Origin of the sequence: Streptomyces sp. NPDC086777, assembly GCF_040702065.1 — a bacterium.
GTDB lineage: Bacteria > Actinomycetota > Actinomycetes > Streptomycetales > Streptomycetaceae > Streptomyces.
Map to the genome: position 1 here is coordinate 20,823 of NZ_JBFBJI010000001.1, position 16,431 is coordinate 37,253.

The following is a 16,431-nucleotide window of genomic DNA, read 5'->3' on the forward strand; positions in this document are numbered from 1 at the left end:
CCCGGCGGCAGCAGCGGGGGGTTACGGCAGGGTCAGGATCTCCGCGCCGGTGTCCGTCACCACCAGCGTGTGCTCGAACTGCGCGGTGCGCCTGCGGTCCTTGGTGACGACGGTCCAGCCGTCGTCCCACATGTCGTACTCGTGCGTCCCGAGCGTCAGCATCGGCTCGATCGTGAAGGTCATCCCGGGCTGCATCACGGTCGTCGCGTGCGGGCTGTCGTAGTGCGGGATGATCAGCCCCGAGTGGAACGACGAGTTGATCCCGTGGCCGGTGAAGTCCCGTACCACCCCGTACCCGAAGCGCTTCGCGTACGACTCGATGACCCGGCCGATGATGTTGATCTGCCGGCCCGGCCGGACCGCCTTGATCGCCCGGTTCAGGGACTCCCGGGTCCGCTCCACAAGCAGCCGGCTCTCGTCGTCGACGTCCCCGACCAGGTAGGTGGCGTTGTTGTCGCCGTGCACCCCGCCGATGTACGCGGTCACGTCCAGGTTGACGATGTCACCGTCCTGCAGCACCGTCGAGTCCGGAATGCCGTGGCAGATGACCTCGTTGACGCTGGTGCACAGGGACTTGGGGAAACCGCGGTAGCCGAGCGTCGAGGGGTAGGCCCCGTGGTCGCACATGTACGCGTGCGCCACCCTGTCGAGTTCGTCCGTCGTCACTCCCGGTGCGATGATCTTCGCGGCCTCCTCCATCGCCCGGGCGGCGATACGGCCGGCGATCCGCATCGCCTCGATGGTCTCCGGGGTCTGCACCTCCGGCCCGGTGTACGGGGTCGGCGCGGGTTTGCCGACGTACTCGGGGCGGCGGATGTTTCCGGGTACCGAACGGGTGGGAGAGAGCTCCCCTGGTACGAGCAGCGACTGGCCAGACATGCCAGCGAGTCTAACCAGCGGGCATGGGGGAACATGTGGATGGCGAGAGGAGCTGGACATGGCCCTGTTCAAGAAGCGGACCGTCGCGAAGGCGGGCGAGTGGTTCTACTGCCTGCAGCATCAGAAGGTCGAGGAGGGGCCCGAGTGCCCCGCCAAGGACCGGTTCGGCCCTTACGCCACCCGGGCGGAGGCCGAGCACGCGATGGAGATCGCGCGGGAGCGCAACCTCCAGTGGGAGAACGACCCGCGGTGGCACGACGCGCCGGCCGGGGACTCCTCCGACGAGGGCTGATCAGGAGGGCTGGGCGGAGTCGGCCGCGAGGCCGGGCGCGGCTCCGGCGGTGCGCCGGGCGCGCAGCCGTACGGCGTGTTCGTTCGTCTGCGCGTCGTAGGACATCAGGGCGGGCAGGCACAGGGCCAGCAGGCCGACCGCGGCGGTGCAGAACAGGCCGCCCACGCCGACGGACGCCCGCACGCCGAACCGGCCGGCCATGGCCCCGGAGCGGACCTGGCCGAGGGTGGGGCCCACCGAGTACGACAGCAGTTCGATCCCGGCGAGGCGGCCGCGCAGCTCGTCGGGGATCGTCTGGTTCCACATCGCGGCCCGGAAGATCCCGCTGACCATGTCGCAGCCGCCGGCGACGGCGAGGAGGAGCAGGACCAGCCACACGTTCGCCACGGCGCCGGCGGCGGCGATCGCGAGGCCCCACAGCGCGGCCGACAGCACCACCATCCGCCCGTGCCGGCGCACCCGTGAGGTCCAGCCGCTGACCAGGCCCACGAGGAGGGAGCCGGCCGGGATGCTCGCGTACATCAGGCCGAGCGACCAGTCCGCGTCCAGTTCGTCGGCGAGGAAGGGCAGCACGGCGAGCGGCATCGCCAGGAACATCGCGGCGAGGTCGACCGCGTAGGTGCCGAGGAGTTCCTTGCGGTTCCAGGCGTAGCGGGCGCCCTCGGCGATCGAGCGCAGGGAGGGTTTCGCGGCCTCGTGGGACGCCGGGGACGGCGCGATGCCGACGACCAGGGCGACGGAGACGACGAACGTGACGAGGTCGGTGCCGTACGCCCAGCCGAGGCCCGCGTAGGCCACGACCAGGCCGGCGACGGCGGGTCCCGCGACGCCGCCGACCGTCCAGCGGAAGGAGTTGAGGGCCGCGGCGGCCGGAAGGTCGTCGTGGGCGACGATCCTCGGCAGCAGGGAGTCGAGGGCGGGGCGCTGGACCGAGACGAGGGCGGCGGACAGGGCCGCGACCACGTACAGCGGCCAGACCGCCGGGTGCGGCAGCAGCGCGTTGACCAGCAGGCCCACACAGAGCAGCCCCTGAGCGGCCTCGGTCCGGACGATCACGGCGCGCTTGTCGAGGGCGTCGGCGAGGGCACCGCCGTAGAGGCCGAAGACGATGAGCGGGAGCAGTTCGACGGCGCCGATGGCGCCCACGGCGGCCGCGGAGCCGGTGAGGTCCTTGATCTGCACCGGAAGCGCGACGAACGTCAGGAAGCTGCCGAAGTTGCTGATCAGACCGGAGACCCACAACCGCCGGAAGTCGACGGAGGCCTTCCAGGGGGTCAGGTCGGGGAGGAGACTCACGCTGGCCCATGCTGATCGCTGCGCTCGGCGGGAGCAAACACTTTTCGCCCGGCCGCGGCCCGGTGGGGGCTGGTCGCGCAGTTCCGCCCCCGGCCGAAGGCAGATCGGTCGGCCGAGTCGGGTGGGTGGGACATCACCACGGCGTCGGAGGCGGTGCCGTCACTGTCTCCGCGAGGCGGGCGAGGCGGTCGCGGAAGCGGCGGCGGCCTCGTGGGGACGGGCCGTTCTCGCCGGTTGCCGCGCTGACCAGGTGCTGGACGGTGTCCAGGTCGAGTTCCGCGGCCCCGGGGACGGTGAGGGTCTCGTGGGCCATGGCGGTCAGCGCGTCGTCGGCGGTGGTGGAAAGGGTCAGGACCGTCACGCCGGCGCGCCGGGCGGTGTGCACCCGCTCCAGGAGGGACCCGGCGTCTCCCGGCGCCACCACGAGCAGCGTCTCGCCCCGGCGGGCCGCCTCGATACGGCCGGGGCCGACCGCGAGGTGCGCCGGGTCGGTGGGGCGGGCCCCGTGCCGTACGAGGGTCGGCGCCAGTTCCGGCGTACCGGACCACGCCGCCTCGTCCACGAGGTGCGCGGCGAGGTGCCACGGCTCGTACTCCGGCGTGCCGACCAGGAGCAGCCCGCCGCCGTGCGTCACCACGGAGCCCCGCAGTGCGCCCGCGAATCTCCGGGTCGCGGTCAACCACTCGGTCCCGGCGAGCACTTCGCGCAGCAACGCGACCCGTACGGCGTCCATGCCCCCGCATACTGCCGCAATCTGACACTCGTGACGTGGAGTTCACCCCGAATTCGCCCGACCCGGGGAGGAGGCGACCCATGAGTGACGCAGAAGCAAGCATTCCCTTTCGCGCGGGCACAGAGGGTTACGCCAGTTTCCGGATCCCGGCGGTGGTGGTCTCCCGGGCAGGCACCGTGCTCGCCTTCTGCGAGGGGAGAGTGGACTCCGCGGCCGACCACGGGCACATCGACGTGGTGCTGAAGAGGTCGGCGGACGGCGGGCGCACCTGGGGGCCGCTCCAGGTGGCCGCGAGCAACGGGACCGACCTCGCCGGGAACCCGGCGCCCGTCGTCCTCGACACCGGCCGCGTCCTGCTCGTGCACGTCCGCAGCGCCGCCTCCGCCACCGAGGACGCCATCCTGCGCGGACAGGTGTCCGACGCCGACGGGCGGCGGGTGTGGGTGCAGCACAGCGACGACGACGGGGTGACCTGGTCCGCGCCGGTCGAGATCACCGCGTCCGTGAAGAAGGCCGGGTGGCGGTGGTACGCCACCACACCCGGGCACGCCCTCCAGCTGCGTTCGGGACGGGTCGTCGTGGCCGCCAACCACACCCTGCCGCCCACCGGGACGGACACCGGCACCGAGGGCAGGTACAACAGCGGGCACTGCCTGCTCAGCGACGACCGCGGGGCGACCTGGTACCTCGGCTACCTCGACGAGAACACCGACGGATACATCAACGTCAACGAGACCACCGCCGCCGAACTGCCCGACGGACGCGTCTACTTCAACACGCGCAACGATTCCCCGGCGCCGGGCACCAGGGCCGACGCCCACTCGGCGGACGGCGGCCGCACGCTGGTGCAGCCGTTCCGGCCGCAGGCCGGGCTGACCGCGCCCGTCTGCCAGGCCGGCGTGCTCCAACTCCGTGATCCCGACGTGCTGCTGTACTCCGGGCCGGGCGATCCGGCGGCCCGTGCCCTGATGACGGTCCGCGCCTCCGCCGACGGCGGCACCACCTGGCGGGCCGTGTACACCGTCGACGGGCTGCCCGCCGCCTACTCCGACCTGACCCGGATCGACGCGGCCACCGTCGGGCTGCTGTACGAGACGGGCGACTTCGGCGCGTACTCGACGATCACGTTCCGCCGGGTACCGGTGAACCGGCTCACCTGACCGGTACGGCCGTCGGCCCGGACGTAGAGTCGGCCCATGACCTCTACCGACAGTGCACAGCAGCCGGCGGCCGACAAGGCCCCCGCCAAGGATCCCTGGGACCTCCCCGACGTCTCCGGTCTGGTCGTGGGTGTGCTCGGCGGCACCGGCCCGCAGGGCAAGGGCCTCGCCTACCGGCTGGCGCGGGCCGGCCAGAAGGTGATCATCGGCTCGCGGGCCGCCGAGCGCGCGCAGGCCGCCGCCGACGAACTCGGGCACGGTGTCGAGGGCGCCGACAACGCCGAGTGCGCGCGCCGCAGCGACGTCGTGATCGTCGCCGTACCGTGGGACGGGCACGGCAAGACGCTGGAGTCACTGCGCGGGGAACTGGCCGGCAAGCTGGTCGTGGACTGCGTCAACCCGCTCGGCTTCGACAAGAAGGGCGCCTACGCCCTCAAGCCGGAGGAGGGCAGCGCGGCGGAGCAGGCCGCGGCGCTGCTGCCGGACTCGCGGGTCACGGCCGCCTTCCACCACCTGTCGGCGGTGCTGCTCCAGGACCCGGAGGTCGAGGAGATCGACACCGATGTGATGGTGCTGGGCGAGGCGCGCGCGGACGTGGAGATCGTGCAGGCGCTGGCCGGCCGGATCCCGGGGATGCGGGGCATCTTCGCGGGGCGGCTGCGCAACGCCCACCAGGTGGAGTCCCTGGTCGCGAACCTGATCTCGGTCAACCGGCGCTACAAGGCACACGCCGGGCTCCGGGTCACGGACGTCTGAGCGGATGGGGGACACTGGTGGCTGCCACCGGTGTCCCCCACGTCTTCGAAAGCGATCGACTCCTATGCGTCCCCAGCCTCCGTCCGGCCCGGCCCGGCGACTCGCCCGCTACGCCCTGGTCGTCTGCGTCCTCGCCGCCGTCGCCGCCGTCGTCTCCTTCGTCCGGGGCAGCTGGCCGATCGGTGTGGTCTGGGTGCTGCTGACGGGGCTGTCGTCCAACATGACCTGGTACTACGTACGGCGCGGCCGTCAGGAGAAGTCGGTCACCGGCTGATCCCCGGCTGCCTCTCCGGGCCCTCCAGGAGGACCCGCCCGCCGATCTCCACCCAGCCGTACGGCTGCGGGGCGGTCAGGATCTGCGAACCCCGGCCCTGGGTGATGTTCAGGGCCCGGCCCAGCTGCGCGGTCAGCAGCAGGGCCGCCGCCCCGGTCGCCTCGTCCTCGTCGATGCCGTCGCCGCGGCCGGGGAAGGCGCGGGCGCGGACCCGGCCGGCCGACTCGTCCTCCCACGCCCACGCGTAGATCCATTCGCCCGGCGCGGGCACCGGCAGCGCGTCGACCTCGGCGGCCCCGGCGTACTGGCGCAGGGTGCGCGGCGGGACCCACTCCGGGAGCGCCTCGATCCAGCTGAACTCCCCGTCCAGCCGGGCGCCGACCACGCCGGCCGGGGTGACCAGTTCGGGCACGTCCAGCAGCCACGCCGTGCCGACGCAGGGGTGACCGGCGAACGGCAGGCGCAGGGTGGGGGTGTAGATGTCGACGACCCCGCGCTCGGGGTCGTCCACGAACACGGTCTCGCTGAACCCGAGCTTCGCCGCCAGCGCCTGCCGGTCCTCCGGGCCGGGCAGCACGGAGCCGTCCCGGACGACGGCCAGTTCGTTGCCGTAGCCGCCGTTCGCCGCGCAGAAGACACGCAGCACGTCGTAATCAGTCACAGCGGCATTGAAGCACTCACGGCCTCACCCCTCGGTACGGCGCCTGAGTATCGCGTACACGACACCGGCGCCCCCCGCCACGGCGGCGGCCGGGAAGTCCGGGCCGATGCCGCAACAGCACCAACCCCCCGGCGGCACCTCACCGTTCCCGGTACCGGCCCCTCACCGCGCGCGCCGCCATCGCGGCTCCGGAGCAGCTCCCCCCTCCTCCCCCCGCGACGGCGCCGAGCCGCCACGGAGCGGTCCGGCGGTGCCGAACCCGCCGAACGGACACCGCCGCTGCCAGGGCCGGCCCCTCGCCGGGCGCGCCGCCGTCACGGCCGAGCGGGCGCGGGGCACTCCCGGCAGGGTGCTGCTCCTCGACGAGCCGATCGCTGCCCTTGACCCGCACATCGATTGACCATCCCTTTACCACTCCTTGACGTTTGTTTCAAGCCGTCGACATCAAGCCGTGTCTGTGATCTTTCTGCGTCTGGCCAATCACCACCCGCCCGGGTATCAGTGAGGTAAGCCTCAGGTAAGTTAGGTCAGCCTCACCACACCACCCCAGCTTGGAGCCTGCATGCGTGCCGTCCGACTCACCGTCACCGCCGCCGCCACCGTGGCCGCCTTGACCGCCCTCTCGGCCTGCACTGCGAAGAGCGACGCCAAGGGCGACGACGCGATCAAGGTCACCGCCGCCGACGCCAAGTGCGAGACCTCGGCGAAGTCGGTTCCGGCGGGACACGTCACCCTCGCCATCGAGAACACGGGCTCGAAGGCCACCGAGGTCGAGATCCTCTTCCCGGACGACCGGATCGTCTCCGAGAAGGAGAACATCGGGCCGGGGACCAAGTACACGCTGACCGCCGAGGTGAAGGCGGGGTCGTACGAGATAGCCTGCCGGCCGGGGATGAAGGGGCACGGCGTCCGGCAGGAGCTGACCGTCACCGGCTCCGGTGCCGTCGCCAAGCGCGACCCGAAGCTGGACGCGGCCGTCGCCGCCTACCGCGAGTACGCGCAGGAGCAGGCCGACGCGACGATCCCGAAGGTGCAGACGTTCGCCGACGCCGTCGAGGCCGGGAACATCGACGCCGCCAAGGCCGCCTACGCCCCCTCCCGCGTCGGCTGGGAGCGCACCGAGCCGATCGCCGAGTCGTTCGGGGACATCGACCCCAAGACCGACACCCGCGCCGACGGCCTGGAGAAGGGCCAGAAGTGGACCGGCTGGCACGCGCTGGAGAAGGCGCTGTGGCAGGACAAGAAGATCGGCGCCGAGCAGAAGACCCTCGCGGCCGGGCTGGTCACCGACCTGAAGGACTGGCAGAAGCGGGTCGGCAAGGCCGAGATCACCCCGACCTCCATGGCCAACGGCGCCAAGGAACTCCTCGACGAGGTCGCCACCGGCAAGGTCACCGGCGAGGAGGACCGCTACTCGCACACCGACCTGAGCGACTTCAAGGCCAACGTCGACGGCGCGCAGAAGGCGTACGAACTGCTCAAGCCGGTCGCGCAGCAGAACGACGCGGCGCTCGCCACCGAACTGGACAAGCAGTTCGCGGCGCTGGACACGCTGCTCGACAAGTACCGCACGGACAAGACCTCCGACGGCTTCGTCTCGTACGACACGGTCACCGAGGCGCAGCGCAAGGAGCTGTCCGACGCGGTCAACGCCCTCGCCGAGCCGCTGTCCAAGCTCGCCGCGGCCGTGGTCAAGTAGGGGGCGGGCATGGGTGACAAAGCCACTCCGTCACGTCGGGCGGTCATCGGCTGGGGCGGCGCCGGGCTCGCGCTGGGGGCCGCCGTGGCCGGCGGCGCGGTGGCCGCGGCCGAGTCCGGCGGCGACGACGCCGGCCCCGCCACCGCCGTCGCGTTCCACGGCGCCAACCAGGCCGGTATCGCCACCCCGGTCCAGGACCGGCTGCACTTCGCCGCGTTCGACGTGAAGACCGACGACCGGGCCGAGTTCGTGCAGTTGCTGAAGGACTGGACGGCCGCGGCCCGGCGGATGACCGCGGGCAGGGCCGTCGGCGAGGGCGCCTACGGCGGGCTCGCCGAGGCGCCGCCGGACGACACCGGCGAGGCCCTCGGGCTCAGTCCGTCCCGGCTGACGCTGACGATCGGCTTCGGGCCGTCCTTCTTCGAGAGGTTCGGGCTCGGCGGGCAGCGGCCCGCCGCGCTCGTCGAGCTGCCGAAGTTCCCCGGGGACAACCTCGACGCCGCCCGCACCGGTGGCGATCTCTGCATCCAGGCCTGCGCCGACGATCCGCAGGTCGCCGTGCACGCCATCCGCAACCTCGCCCGGATCGGCTTCGGCAAGGTCGCCATCCGCTGGTCCCAGCTCGGCTTCGGCAAGACCTCGTCCACGACCCCGGACGCCCAGACGCCCCGCAACCTCATGGGGTTCAAGGACGGCACCCGCAACATCGCGGGGACCGAGACCGACCGGCTGAAGAAGTTCGTGTGGGTCGGGGACGGGGACGGGCCCCGGTGGATGAGCGGGGGATCGTACCTGGTCGCCCGGCGGATCCGCATGAACATCGAGACCTGGGACCGGACCTCGCTCCAGGAGCAGGAGGACGTGTTCGGCCGGGACAAGGGCGAGGGCGCCCCGGTCGGCAAGGCCAAGGAGCACGACGAGCCGTTCCTGAAGGCCATGAAGCCCGACGCCCACGTGCGGCTCGCGCACCCGGACGCCAACGGCGGCATCACCATCCTGCGCCGCGGCTACTCCTTCACCGACGGGACGGACGGGCTCGGACGGCTCGACGCGGGACTGTTCTTCCTGGCCTACATGCGTGACGTCGGCAAGGGATTCATCCCGCTCCAGCGCAAGCTGTCGGCGTCCGACGCACTCAACGAGTACATCCAGCACGTGGGTTCGGCGGTCTTCGCGGTCCCGCCCGGCGTCCGGGACAAGGACGACTGGTGGGGCCGGACGCTGTTCTCCGAGTCCGCCAAGGGGGCGTGATCCGTGTTCTCCAACTACCTGATCGGTCTGCGGGAAGGCCTCGAGGCCTCGCTCGTCGTCTGCATCCTCATCGCCTACCTCGTCAAGACCGGGCGCACGGACGCCCTGAAGCCCATCTGGACCGGCATCGCGGTCGCGGTGCTGATCGCCATGGGCTTCGGGTGCGCGCTCGAATTCGGCTCCCAGGAGCTGACGTTCCAGGCGCAGGAGGCGCTCGGCGGGTCCCTGTCCGTCGTCGCGGTGGGCCTCGTGACCTGGATGGTCTTCTGGATGCGCCGCACCGCCCGGCATCTCAAGGCGGAGCTGCACGGCAGGCTGGACACGGCCCTCGCGATGGGTACCGGCGCACTGGTCGCCACCGCCTTCCTCGCCGTCGGGCGGGAAGGCCTGGAGACCGCGCTGTTCGTGTGGGCCTCCGTGCACGCGGCGAGCGACGGCACCCCGCGCCCGCTGATCGGCGTGGCCCTCGGCCTCGCCACCGCGGTGCTCCTGGGCTGGCTGTTCTACCGGGGCGCGCTGCGCATCAACCTCGCCAAGTTCTTCACCTGGACCGGCGGCATGCTGGTCGTGGTCGCGGCGGGCGTGCTCGCCTACGGCTTCCACGACCTCCAGGAGGCCGACTGGATCCCGGGCCTGACCAGCCAGGCCTTCGACATCAGCGGCACCGTCCCGCCGGACAGCTGGTACGGGACGCTGCTGAAGGGCGTGTTCAACTTCCAGCCGGACCCGACCGTGCTCCAGGTCACGGTGTGGCTGCTGTACCTGGTCCCGACACTCGCACTCTTCTTCGCCCCGGTAGGGTTCGGCTCCGGGAAGGGGAAGGTGAAGGCACCTGATGACGCATCTGAGGACGCAGCTGAGGACGCATCTGACGAACAGGGATCGCGTCCCTCGACGGCTCCGCAGACTCCGTCGGCGTGACCGGAACGCGCTCATGGCGGTCTCGCTGACCGCCCTGTCGCTGACGGCGAGCGGTTGCGTGGTGGTACACGGGGAGCGCGAGGTGCTCCCCACCACCACCCGCGCCGAGGCCGCCAAGGCGCTCCGGCAGTTCACGGACGCCTACAACAGCGCCGACAAGGCCTACGACGGCTCCCTGGACGCGGACCACACGACCGGCGCCCTCGCCGACATCGACTCCGCGCGCCTGAAGGCCGGCCACGTCAACAGCCCGGCCGGCAACTCCGCCCACTCGGCACTGGAGTTCGACGACGTCACGTACACCGTTCCGAAGAAGGCCGGCTGGCCGCGCTGGTTCCTCGCCGACGCGCACGCCAACAAGGGCGGCGACGACCGCTGGCTGCTGGTCTTCACCCGCAACAGCCTCTCCCAGCCGTTCCAGGTGGCGTACCTGACGCTGGTAGCGCCGGGCGCCGTACCGAAGTTCACCACCGACAAGGACGGCTGGGCCGAGGACGTACCGGCGAACAGCGCCCGGCTCGCCGTCCCCCCGGGCGACCTGAGCCGGGACTACACCACGTACCTGAAGAGCGGTGGCACCGTCTTCGCGGACGGCGTGCACACCAGCGGCTGGCGCGCGGACCGCGAGAAGTCCACCAAGCCGGGGCTGGCCACGCAGTACATCGACGAGCCGCTCACCGACGGCGACTACGCACCGCTCGCCCTGCGCACCACCGACGGCGGGGCGGTGGTGTTCTTCACCACCCGCTACTACGCCAAGGAGACGGCGGCCGCGGGCACCTCCGTGCCGACCCCGAACCTCAGCGTCAAGGCCCTCACCAAGGGTGAGATCAAGCAGTCCCTGACCATGCAGTTCGTCTCCAACCAGGTCGCCCTGGACCCGGCGGGCACCGGCAAGGTCTCGATCCTCGGCCGCATCCAGGGCCTGACCTCGGCCCAGGGGTCCTAGCACCAGCGCCCCGCAAGGGGTGCTGGGGTCCCCCCGGCCGAAGGCTGGGGGAGGAACTGCGCGACCAGCCCCCCACGGCGCGCAGCCGACCGACGACCGGCGCTTCCGGCGGCGCGTCTACCAGGCCGCACCCACCTGATCGGCCTCCTCGCCCGCGTACCGGCCGCACGCGTCCGTGAGGATCTCCAGCAGGCTCAGCGGGTCGGGCAGCGCGTGCTCGGGCCCGCGTACCCAGTGCACCCGCAGGTCGCCGTCGCCGCCGGGCAGCCTGGCGGGCGGCACGAGGACGTAGGAGCCCCGGCAGTGCCAGCGCAGCCCCGGGTGCTCGTCCATGGTCTCGGGGCGGCAGTCCAGCTCGCAGGGCCACCACTCGTCCTCGTCCTCGGGGGTGCCGCGGGTGAGGGTGAAGAAGAGCAGGCGGCCGTCGTCGCTCTCGGCGACCGGGCCGACCTCGACGCCGTTCGCGAGCAGCCGCTCCAGGGCCTGCCGGCCGGGCTCCAGGGGCACGTCGAGGACGTCGTGGGTCATGCCGGTCGCGGTGATGAAGTTGGCCTGCGGCTGGTGCCGGGCCCAGCGCTCGATCTGGGCGCGGTCGGTGGTGGACTGCGTCTGCCACGCGAACGACACCGGGTGCCGGGCCGGGGTGGGACAGCCGACGCGGTCGCAGGAGCAGCCGTAGCCCGGGGCCGGGTGCGCGGCGGGGGCCAGGGGGAGGCCCGCCTCGGCGGCGGCGAGCAGCAGCGCCGCGCGGCCCGGGTCGTCGGCGGTGGCGGCCTGTTTGGGGCGGCGGCCGCGGAGCCACTGGGAGAGTCTGCCCTGCCGGCCGCTCGGGCCGCCGAACGTCGCGCTCATCTACCGCCTCGCCTCCCTGTGGTCCGGCCAGGATGCCTTATGGTCCCGTCTGGGTGCGAAGCGGGGGGTACGAGTGCTGTGTCACCCGGGCGGCCAGGGGTCGCCCCAGTCCGCGTCGCGGGCCGCCCTGTACAGGTCGCCGTGGCGCTTGGTGACCGTCGTGCGGCGCAGCCGTTCGTCGCTCTCGCACAGGTCGAGCAGGACCTGCCCCTTGCGGATCTGGGGGCGGCGGACCACCCGGGCCGGTGCCGGTGCGGGCGGGAAGCGGGTGGCGGCCACGTAGCTGAACTTCTCGTCCTCGTAGGGCAGCGTGCCGCCCTTGACCTGGCGGTGCAGGGAGGAGCGGCTGACCCGGGCGGAGAAGTGGCACCAGTCCGTGCCGGGGGCGATCGGGCAGGCGGCGCTGTGCGGGCAGGGGGCGGCGACCTGGAAGCCGGCGGCGATCAGGCGGTCGCGGGCCTCGATGATCCGGGCGTAGCCGGCGGGGGTGCCCGCCTCGACGATGACGACGGCCTGTGCGGCGGCCGCGGCGGCGTCGACGAGGGCGGCGCGGCCGGCCTCGTCGAGCTCGTTGAGGACGTACGAGACCGTGACGAGATCAGTGCTCTCGATGGTGAGCGCCGCTCCGATCCGGGAGCGCTGCCACTTCGCGTCCCGCAGCGCCGGGTTCGCGGCGGCGATCTCCCGGCCGAGGGCGAGCGCCGGCTCGGCCCAGTCGAGGACCGTCACCGGCCGCGCGCCCGTCCAGGTGTCGGTCACCGCCCAGGTCGCCGCACCCGTCCCGCCGCCGACGTCCACATGGCTCCCCGGCGCCCACCCCTGCGGCACCGCGTCGGCGAAGGCCGCCAGCGCGGACCGTACCGCCTCGAAGGTCGCCGGCATCCGGTACGCCGCGTACGCCACCACGTCCGCCCGGTCCCGCAGGATCGGTGCGTCGGTCGGGGTGGCGCCGCGGTAGCTGGCGATCAGCCGCTCGACGGCGGTGGCGGCCTGCTTCGGGGGCAGGCCGTCGAGCAGGTCGGAGAGCGTGGCGCGGAGCCGGTCGGCCGGTGGGGTGGGGTGGTTCACCCGGCGATTGTATGGACTGCCCTGGCGAGACGGGTCGCCGCCGCCGCCCGGGGTGCGCTGCCGCCGGGCCGGCGGCGCGGGTGCACGGTGTTGGCGAGCAGGACGAGGAACGTGTCCGTGGCCCGGTCCAGCACCAGGCTGGTCCCGGTGAACCCGGTGTGACCCGCCGCCCCCTGTCCGGCCAGCTCGCCCATGAACCACGGCTGGTCCACCAGGAAGCCCAGGCCGGGCGGGGCCAGCAGCAGGTCCACGAAGTCGGGGCCGAGGATCCGCGCCGGGCCGTAGGCGCCGCCCGCGAGCAGGGCCCGGCAGAAGATCGCCAGGTCCCGGCCGGTGGAGAAGAGACCGGCGTGCCCGGCCACCCCGCCCAGCGCCCAGGCGTTCTCGTCGTGCACGACGCCCCGCAGCATCCCCCGGTCCGCCTTGGCCCACGGCCGCCGCTGGTCCTCGGTGGCCGCCGCCCCTGGGCAGGGCCCGAAGTCGGTGGCGGTCATGCCGAGGGGCCGGGTGATGCCGTCACGGACCAGGACGTCCAGGGGGCGGCCGGTGATCCGCTCCAGGACCTGCTGGAGGAGGAGCAGGTTGAGGTCCGAGTAGCGGTAGGCGCCGGGGGCGCCGGCCGGGGCCTCCGCGCGGAGCAGGTCGAGGCGGGCCGCGTCGTCGGGGCAGTCGTAGAGCGGGAGTTCGGGGCGCAGCCCCGAGGTGTGGGTGAGCAGCTGGCGGACGGTGATGCCGTGGGCGGCGGCCCCGTGGAAGTCGGGGAGGTAGGCGCCGACGCGGGCGTCGATGCCGAGGGTGCCGCGCTCCAGCTGCTGCACGGCGGCGACCGCGGTGAACAGTTTGGTGAGGGAGGCGACGTCGAAGGGGGTGTCGACGGTCACCGGGACCCGGGCGGCGGGCAGCAGTTCGACACCGGCGTCGGTCTCGGGGTCGTACGCGGACCAGCGCACGGCCCAGCCCGCGGCCTCCTGCACGGCGATCACGGGTCCGCGTCCGGCGACCACGACGGCCCCGGCCGCCCAGGGCCGCACACCGGTGGTGAGGTCGTGCACTTCGCGGACGAGGTGCCTGAGTTCCGCGGGGTCGAGACCGGCCCGTTCCGGTGTCTCGACGCGCAGTCTCGGTACGCTCAGCTCCCTGCTCCCTCCGTCCTCGCACGGGTGTTCCCACGTGCTGTCCAGGGACGGCACATTCCCACGAAGCAGGCCAGTGCCACCAGTGCCCCCGCCAGTTGGACGATCGCCATGGGCACGGCGGTTCGCTCCCCGGCGACCCCCACCAGCGGCGAGGCGACCGCGCCGACGAGGAACGAGGAGGTCCCGAGCAGCGCGGACGCGGACCCGGCCGCGTGCCGGGTGCGCAGCAGGGCGAGGGACTGGGCGTTGGGCAGGGTGAAGCCCATCGCGGACATCAGGACGAAGAGCGCGGCGGCGACCGGGGCGAGCCCGACCGGGCCGAGGGCACCGGTCGACATCAGCAGCAGGGCGGTCGCCGCGAGCACGGTCACCCCCAGGCCCGCGCCCAGCACCTTGTCCAGGCCGACCCGGCCGACCAGCACCTTGCCGTTGACCTGCCCGGCGATCACCAGCCCGACCGAGTTGAGGCCGAAGAGCAGGGAGAAGGTCTGCGGGGAGGCGCCGTAGATCTCCTGGATGACGAACGGGGACGCGGATATGTAGGCGAAGAGGGCCGCGAAGGCGAAGCCGCCGGCAAGCATGTAGCCGGTGAAGGGCAGGTCGGCCAGGAGGCTCCGCATGGCGCCGACGGCGGCGGCCGCTCCCCCGGCGTGCCGGTCGGCGGGCGGCAGGGTCTCCGGGAGCCGCACCCCCACCAGTACGGCGAGCAGCGCCCCGACGACCGTGAGGACGACGAAGACCCCCCGCCAGTCCGTCACCCGCAGGATCTGCCCGCCGATCAGCGGGGCGACGACCGGGGCGACCCCGGAGACCAGCATCAGGGTGGAGAAGAAGCGGGCCATGGCGACCCCGTCGTAGAGGTCGCGTACGACGGCCCGCGCGATGACGATGCCGGCCGCGCCCGCGAGGCCCTGGGCGAGGCGGAAGGCGACCAGGGTCTCGACGTCCGGCGCGACGGCGCACAGGGCGGTGGCGACGACGTAGACGGCGAGGCCGGCCAGCAGCGGGCGGCGGCGCCCCCAGCGGTCGCTCATCGGGCCGACGACCAGCTGGCCGAGGGCCATGCCGGCGAGGCAGGCGGTGAGGGTGAGCTGGACCGTCGCGGCGGGGGCGCCGAGCGAGCGGGTGACCTCCGGCAGCGACGGGAGGTACATGTCCATGGCCAGCGGGGGCGTCGCGGTGAGTCCGCCGAGGAGCAGGACGAGGAGGAGGCCGGCGCGGCGGGCGGGGGCGGAACGGCCGACGGGGCCGCGCGATGCGGATACGCCGGTGTCCTGGGCGTCCGGTGTCGCCGGCGCCGGCTGTTCGGGCATGTGTCCCCCGTCCTGATGGGTCTCGCGGTCCGGTCGGCTGTTGCTGGACCCCGATGGCCCCCGCATATGCTCTCAGCTCGTACAGACTGCCGGGAAACACGTGAGCGAGGGTGGGCGGCCGGGATGGGTGAGCAGAGCGTGCGGTGGGGAATCCTGGCGACGGGCGGGATCGCGGCCGCGTTCGCGGCGGATCTGGTGGATCTGCCGGACGCGGAGATCGCGGCGGTGGCCTCGCGGTCGGCGGAGTCCGCCGAGGCGTTCGCCGAACGGTTCGGGATCGGCCGGGCGTACGGCGACTGGGAGTCGCTGGCCCGGGACGAGGACATCGATGTCGTGTACGTCGCCACTCCGCACTCGGCGCACCGGGCGGCCGCCGGGCTGTGCCTGACGGCGGGGCGGAACGTGCTGTGCGAGAAGGCGTTCACGGTCAACGGACGCGAGGCCGCGGAACTCGTCGCGCTGGCGAAGGAGCACGACCGCTTCCTGATGGAGGCGATGTGGACGTACTGCAACCCGTTGGTGCGGCGGCTGACGGCGCTGGTAGCGGACGGGGCGGTCGGCGAGGTGCGGACCGTGCAGGCGGACTTCGGCCTGGAGGGGCCGTTCCCGCCGGCGCACCGGCTGCGGGACCCCGCGCTGGGCGGCGGCGCGCTCCTGGACCTGGGCGTGTACCCGGTGTCGTTCGCGCACCTGCTGCTCGGCGAGCCGGACGGGATGTCGGCGCGAGCGGTGCTCTCGGACGAGGGCGTCGATCTCCAGACGGGTGCACTGCTCTCCTGGGAGAGCGGCGCTCTCGCCATGGTGCACTGCTCCATCGTCGGCGGCACCGGCACCACGGCCTCGGTCACGGGGTCGCAGGGCCGGATCGACATCCCGAACGGCTTCTTCAACCCCGACCGCTTCGTGCTGCACCGTGACGGCCGTGACCCCGAGGAGTTCGCCCTGGCCCCGGAGGACGGCCCCCGCGGCACCCTCCGCCACGAGGCCCGCGAGGTCATGCGCGCCCTACGCGCCGGCGAGAAGGAATCCCCCCTCGTCCCCCTCGACGGCACCCTCGCGGTCATGCGCACCCTGGACACCCTCAGGGAGCAGATCGGCGTGCGCTACCCGGGCGAGGCGTAAAGACCCCCCGCACTGAACGCGCCCTCGGCGTAAGCGCCCCGAAAGGGGCGCTGGGGGTACCCCTGGCCG

At 72.9% G+C, this 16,431-nt stretch carries 18 protein-coding genes; 10 read left to right on the forward strand and 8 right to left on the reverse strand.

Annotated features, from left to right (window positions below):
- Positions 1 to 21: 21 nt before the first annotated feature.
- Positions 22 to 879, reverse strand: coding sequence for a type I methionyl aminopeptidase (map, locus tag AB0472_RS00100; RefSeq protein ID WP_352353841.1), 858 nt, complete (start codon positions 877 to 879; stop codon positions 22 to 24).
- 58 nt (positions 880 to 937) lie between these two features.
- Between map and AB0472_RS00105 the strand changes: the two genes are divergently transcribed.
- Entirely contained in the window at positions 938 to 1,171 is a 234-nt protein-coding gene (locus tag AB0472_RS00105) for a hypothetical protein (RefSeq protein ID WP_366351955.1), read from the forward strand.
- Here AB0472_RS00105 and AB0472_RS00110 read toward each other — a convergent pair whose 3' ends face one another.
- Entirely contained in the window at positions 1,172 to 2,467 is a 1,296-nt protein-coding gene (locus AB0472_RS00110) for an MFS transporter (protein WP_366351957.1), read from the reverse strand.
- Positions 2,468 to 2,600: 133 nt separating this feature from the next.
- The gene (locus AB0472_RS00115; RefSeq protein WP_366351959.1) at positions 2,601 to 3,200 is read right to left on the reverse strand and encodes a hypothetical protein; all 600 of its coding nucleotides are present in this window, start codon (positions 3,198 to 3,200) and stop codon (positions 2,601 to 2,603) included.
- An 80-nt stretch (positions 3,201 to 3,280) separates the two neighbouring features.
- On the opposite strand from AB0472_RS00115, the gene AB0472_RS00120 reads away from it, so the two are divergent.
- The 3 genes from AB0472_RS00120 (at position 3,281) to AB0472_RS00130 (ending at position 5,390) form a co-directional block, all read left to right on the forward strand.
- Positions 3,281 to 4,360, forward strand: coding sequence for a sialidase family protein (locus tag AB0472_RS00120; protein ID WP_366351960.1), 1,080 nt, complete (start codon positions 3,281 to 3,283; stop codon positions 4,358 to 4,360).
- A 36-nt stretch (positions 4,361 to 4,396) separates the two neighbouring features.
- Positions 4,397 to 5,116 (forward strand): NADPH-dependent F420 reductase, encoded by a 720-nt coding sequence (gene npdG, locus AB0472_RS00125; RefSeq protein ID WP_366351962.1) that lies wholly within the window; start codon positions 4,397 to 4,399, stop codon positions 5,114 to 5,116.
- A 64-nt stretch (positions 5,117 to 5,180) separates the two neighbouring features.
- Positions 5,181 to 5,390, forward strand: a complete 210-nt coding sequence (locus AB0472_RS00130) for a hypothetical protein (protein ID WP_366351964.1) — start codon at positions 5,181 to 5,183, stop codon at positions 5,388 to 5,390.
- Here AB0472_RS00130 and AB0472_RS00135 read toward each other — a convergent pair.
- Complete coding sequence (locus AB0472_RS00135; protein WP_366351966.1) at positions 5,380 to 6,051, reverse strand: PhzF family phenazine biosynthesis protein; 672 nt, start codon at positions 6,049 to 6,051, stop codon at positions 5,380 to 5,382. The two genes, AB0472_RS00130 and AB0472_RS00135, sit on opposite strands and share 11 nt — an antisense overlap.
- Before the next feature lie 250 nt (positions 6,052 to 6,301).
- On the opposite strand from AB0472_RS00135, the gene AB0472_RS00140 reads away from it, so the two are divergent.
- From AB0472_RS00140 to AB0472_RS00160, 5 genes are all read left to right on the forward strand, one after another.
- Complete coding sequence (locus AB0472_RS00140) at positions 6,302 to 6,451, forward strand: hypothetical protein (protein ID WP_366351967.1); 150 nt, start codon at positions 6,302 to 6,304, stop codon at positions 6,449 to 6,451.
- Positions 6,452 to 6,613: 162 nt separating this feature from the next.
- The gene (gene efeO, locus AB0472_RS00145) at positions 6,614 to 7,750 is read left to right on the forward strand and encodes an iron uptake system protein EfeO (RefSeq protein ID WP_366351969.1); all 1,137 of its coding nucleotides are present in this window, start codon (positions 6,614 to 6,616) and stop codon (positions 7,748 to 7,750) included.
- 9 nt (positions 7,751 to 7,759) lie between these two features.
- Entirely contained in the window at positions 7,760 to 9,001 is a 1,242-nt protein-coding gene (efeB, locus tag AB0472_RS00150) for an iron uptake transporter deferrochelatase/peroxidase subunit (protein WP_366351970.1), read from the forward strand.
- A 3-nt stretch (positions 9,002 to 9,004) separates the two neighbouring features.
- Positions 9,005 to 9,922, forward strand: a complete 918-nt coding sequence (gene efeU / locus AB0472_RS00155; RefSeq protein WP_366351972.1) for an iron uptake transporter permease EfeU — start codon at positions 9,005 to 9,007, stop codon at positions 9,920 to 9,922.
- A gap of 13 nt (positions 9,923 to 9,935) precedes the next feature.
- A complete protein-coding gene (locus tag AB0472_RS00160) occupies positions 9,936 to 10,871 on the forward strand; it encodes a hypothetical protein (RefSeq protein WP_366351973.1) in 936 nt (311 codons plus the stop codon).
- Positions 10,872 to 10,988: 117 nt separating this feature from the next.
- On the opposite strand, the gene AB0472_RS00165 is transcribed toward AB0472_RS00160, so the two are convergent.
- The 4 genes from AB0472_RS00165 to AB0472_RS00180 all read right to left on the reverse strand — a co-directional run bounded on the left by AB0472_RS00165 (position 10,989) and on the right by AB0472_RS00180 (position 15,240).
- Positions 10,989 to 11,723, reverse strand: coding sequence for a bifunctional DNA primase/polymerase (locus tag AB0472_RS00165; protein ID WP_366351974.1), 735 nt, complete (start codon positions 11,721 to 11,723; stop codon positions 10,989 to 10,991).
- A gap of 81 nt (positions 11,724 to 11,804) precedes the next feature.
- A complete protein-coding gene (locus tag AB0472_RS00170; protein ID WP_366351975.1) occupies positions 11,805 to 12,791 on the reverse strand; it encodes a small ribosomal subunit Rsm22 family protein in 987 nt (328 codons plus the stop codon).
- Positions 12,788 to 13,981: a serine hydrolase domain-containing protein gene (locus AB0472_RS00175; protein ID WP_366351977.1), complete on the reverse strand. Its 1,194-nt coding sequence runs from the start codon at positions 13,979 to 13,981 to the stop codon at positions 12,788 to 12,790. Before AB0472_RS00175 ends, AB0472_RS00170 begins: the two co-directional genes overlap by 4 nt.
- Positions 13,921 to 15,240, reverse strand: a complete 1,320-nt coding sequence (locus tag AB0472_RS00180) for a multidrug effflux MFS transporter (protein ID WP_366351979.1) — start codon at positions 15,238 to 15,240, stop codon at positions 13,921 to 13,923. Before AB0472_RS00180 ends, AB0472_RS00175 begins: the two co-directional genes overlap by 61 nt.
- A 123-nt stretch (positions 15,241 to 15,363) precedes the next feature.
- Here AB0472_RS00180 and AB0472_RS00185 point away from each other — a divergent pair, with 123 nt between their 5' ends.
- Positions 15,364 to 16,362, forward strand: coding sequence for a Gfo/Idh/MocA family oxidoreductase (locus tag AB0472_RS00185; RefSeq protein ID WP_366351981.1), 999 nt, complete (start codon positions 15,364 to 15,366; stop codon positions 16,360 to 16,362).
- Positions 16,363 to 16,431: the final 69 nt, after the last annotated feature.

Bases quoted from the DNA above. Each gene is read 5' to 3' on its own strand.
- AB0472_RS00120 (WP_366351960.1), top strand. From the start codon at position 3,281: ATGAGTGACGCAGAAGCAAGCATTCCCTTTCGCGCGGGCACAGAGGGT.
- AB0472_RS00130 (WP_366351964.1), top strand. From the start codon at position 5,181: ATGCGTCCCCAGCCTCCGTCCGGCCCGGCCCGGCGACTCGCCCGCTAC.
- map (WP_352353841.1), bottom strand. From the start codon at position 879: ATGTCTGGCCAGTCGCTGCTCGTACCAGGGGAGCTCTCTCCCACCCGT.
- AB0472_RS00180 (WP_366351979.1), bottom strand. From the start codon at position 15,240: ATGCCCGAACAGCCGGCGCCGGCGACACCGGACGCCCAGGACACCGGC.
- AB0472_RS00165 (WP_366351974.1), bottom strand. From the start codon at position 11,723: ATGAGCGCGACGTTCGGCGGCCCGAGCGGCCGGCAGGGCAGACTCTCC.
- AB0472_RS00160 (WP_366351973.1), top strand. From the start codon at position 9,936: ATGGCGGTCTCGCTGACCGCCCTGTCGCTGACGGCGAGCGGTTGCGTG.
- AB0472_RS00115 (WP_366351959.1), bottom strand. From the start codon at position 3,200: ATGGACGCCGTACGGGTCGCGTTGCTGCGCGAAGTGCTCGCCGGGACC.
- npdG (WP_366351962.1), top strand. From the start codon at position 4,397: ATGACCTCTACCGACAGTGCACAGCAGCCGGCGGCCGACAAGGCCCCC.
- AB0472_RS00105 (WP_366351955.1), top strand. From the start codon at position 938: ATGGCCCTGTTCAAGAAGCGGACCGTCGCGAAGGCGGGCGAGTGGTTC.
- efeB (WP_366351970.1), top strand. From the start codon at position 7,760: ATGGGTGACAAAGCCACTCCGTCACGTCGGGCGGTCATCGGCTGGGGC.
- AB0472_RS00185 (WP_366351981.1), top strand. From the start codon at position 15,364: ATGGGTGAGCAGAGCGTGCGGTGGGGAATCCTGGCGACGGGCGGGATC.
- efeO (WP_366351969.1), top strand. From the start codon at position 6,614: ATGCGTGCCGTCCGACTCACCGTCACCGCCGCCGCCACCGTGGCCGCC.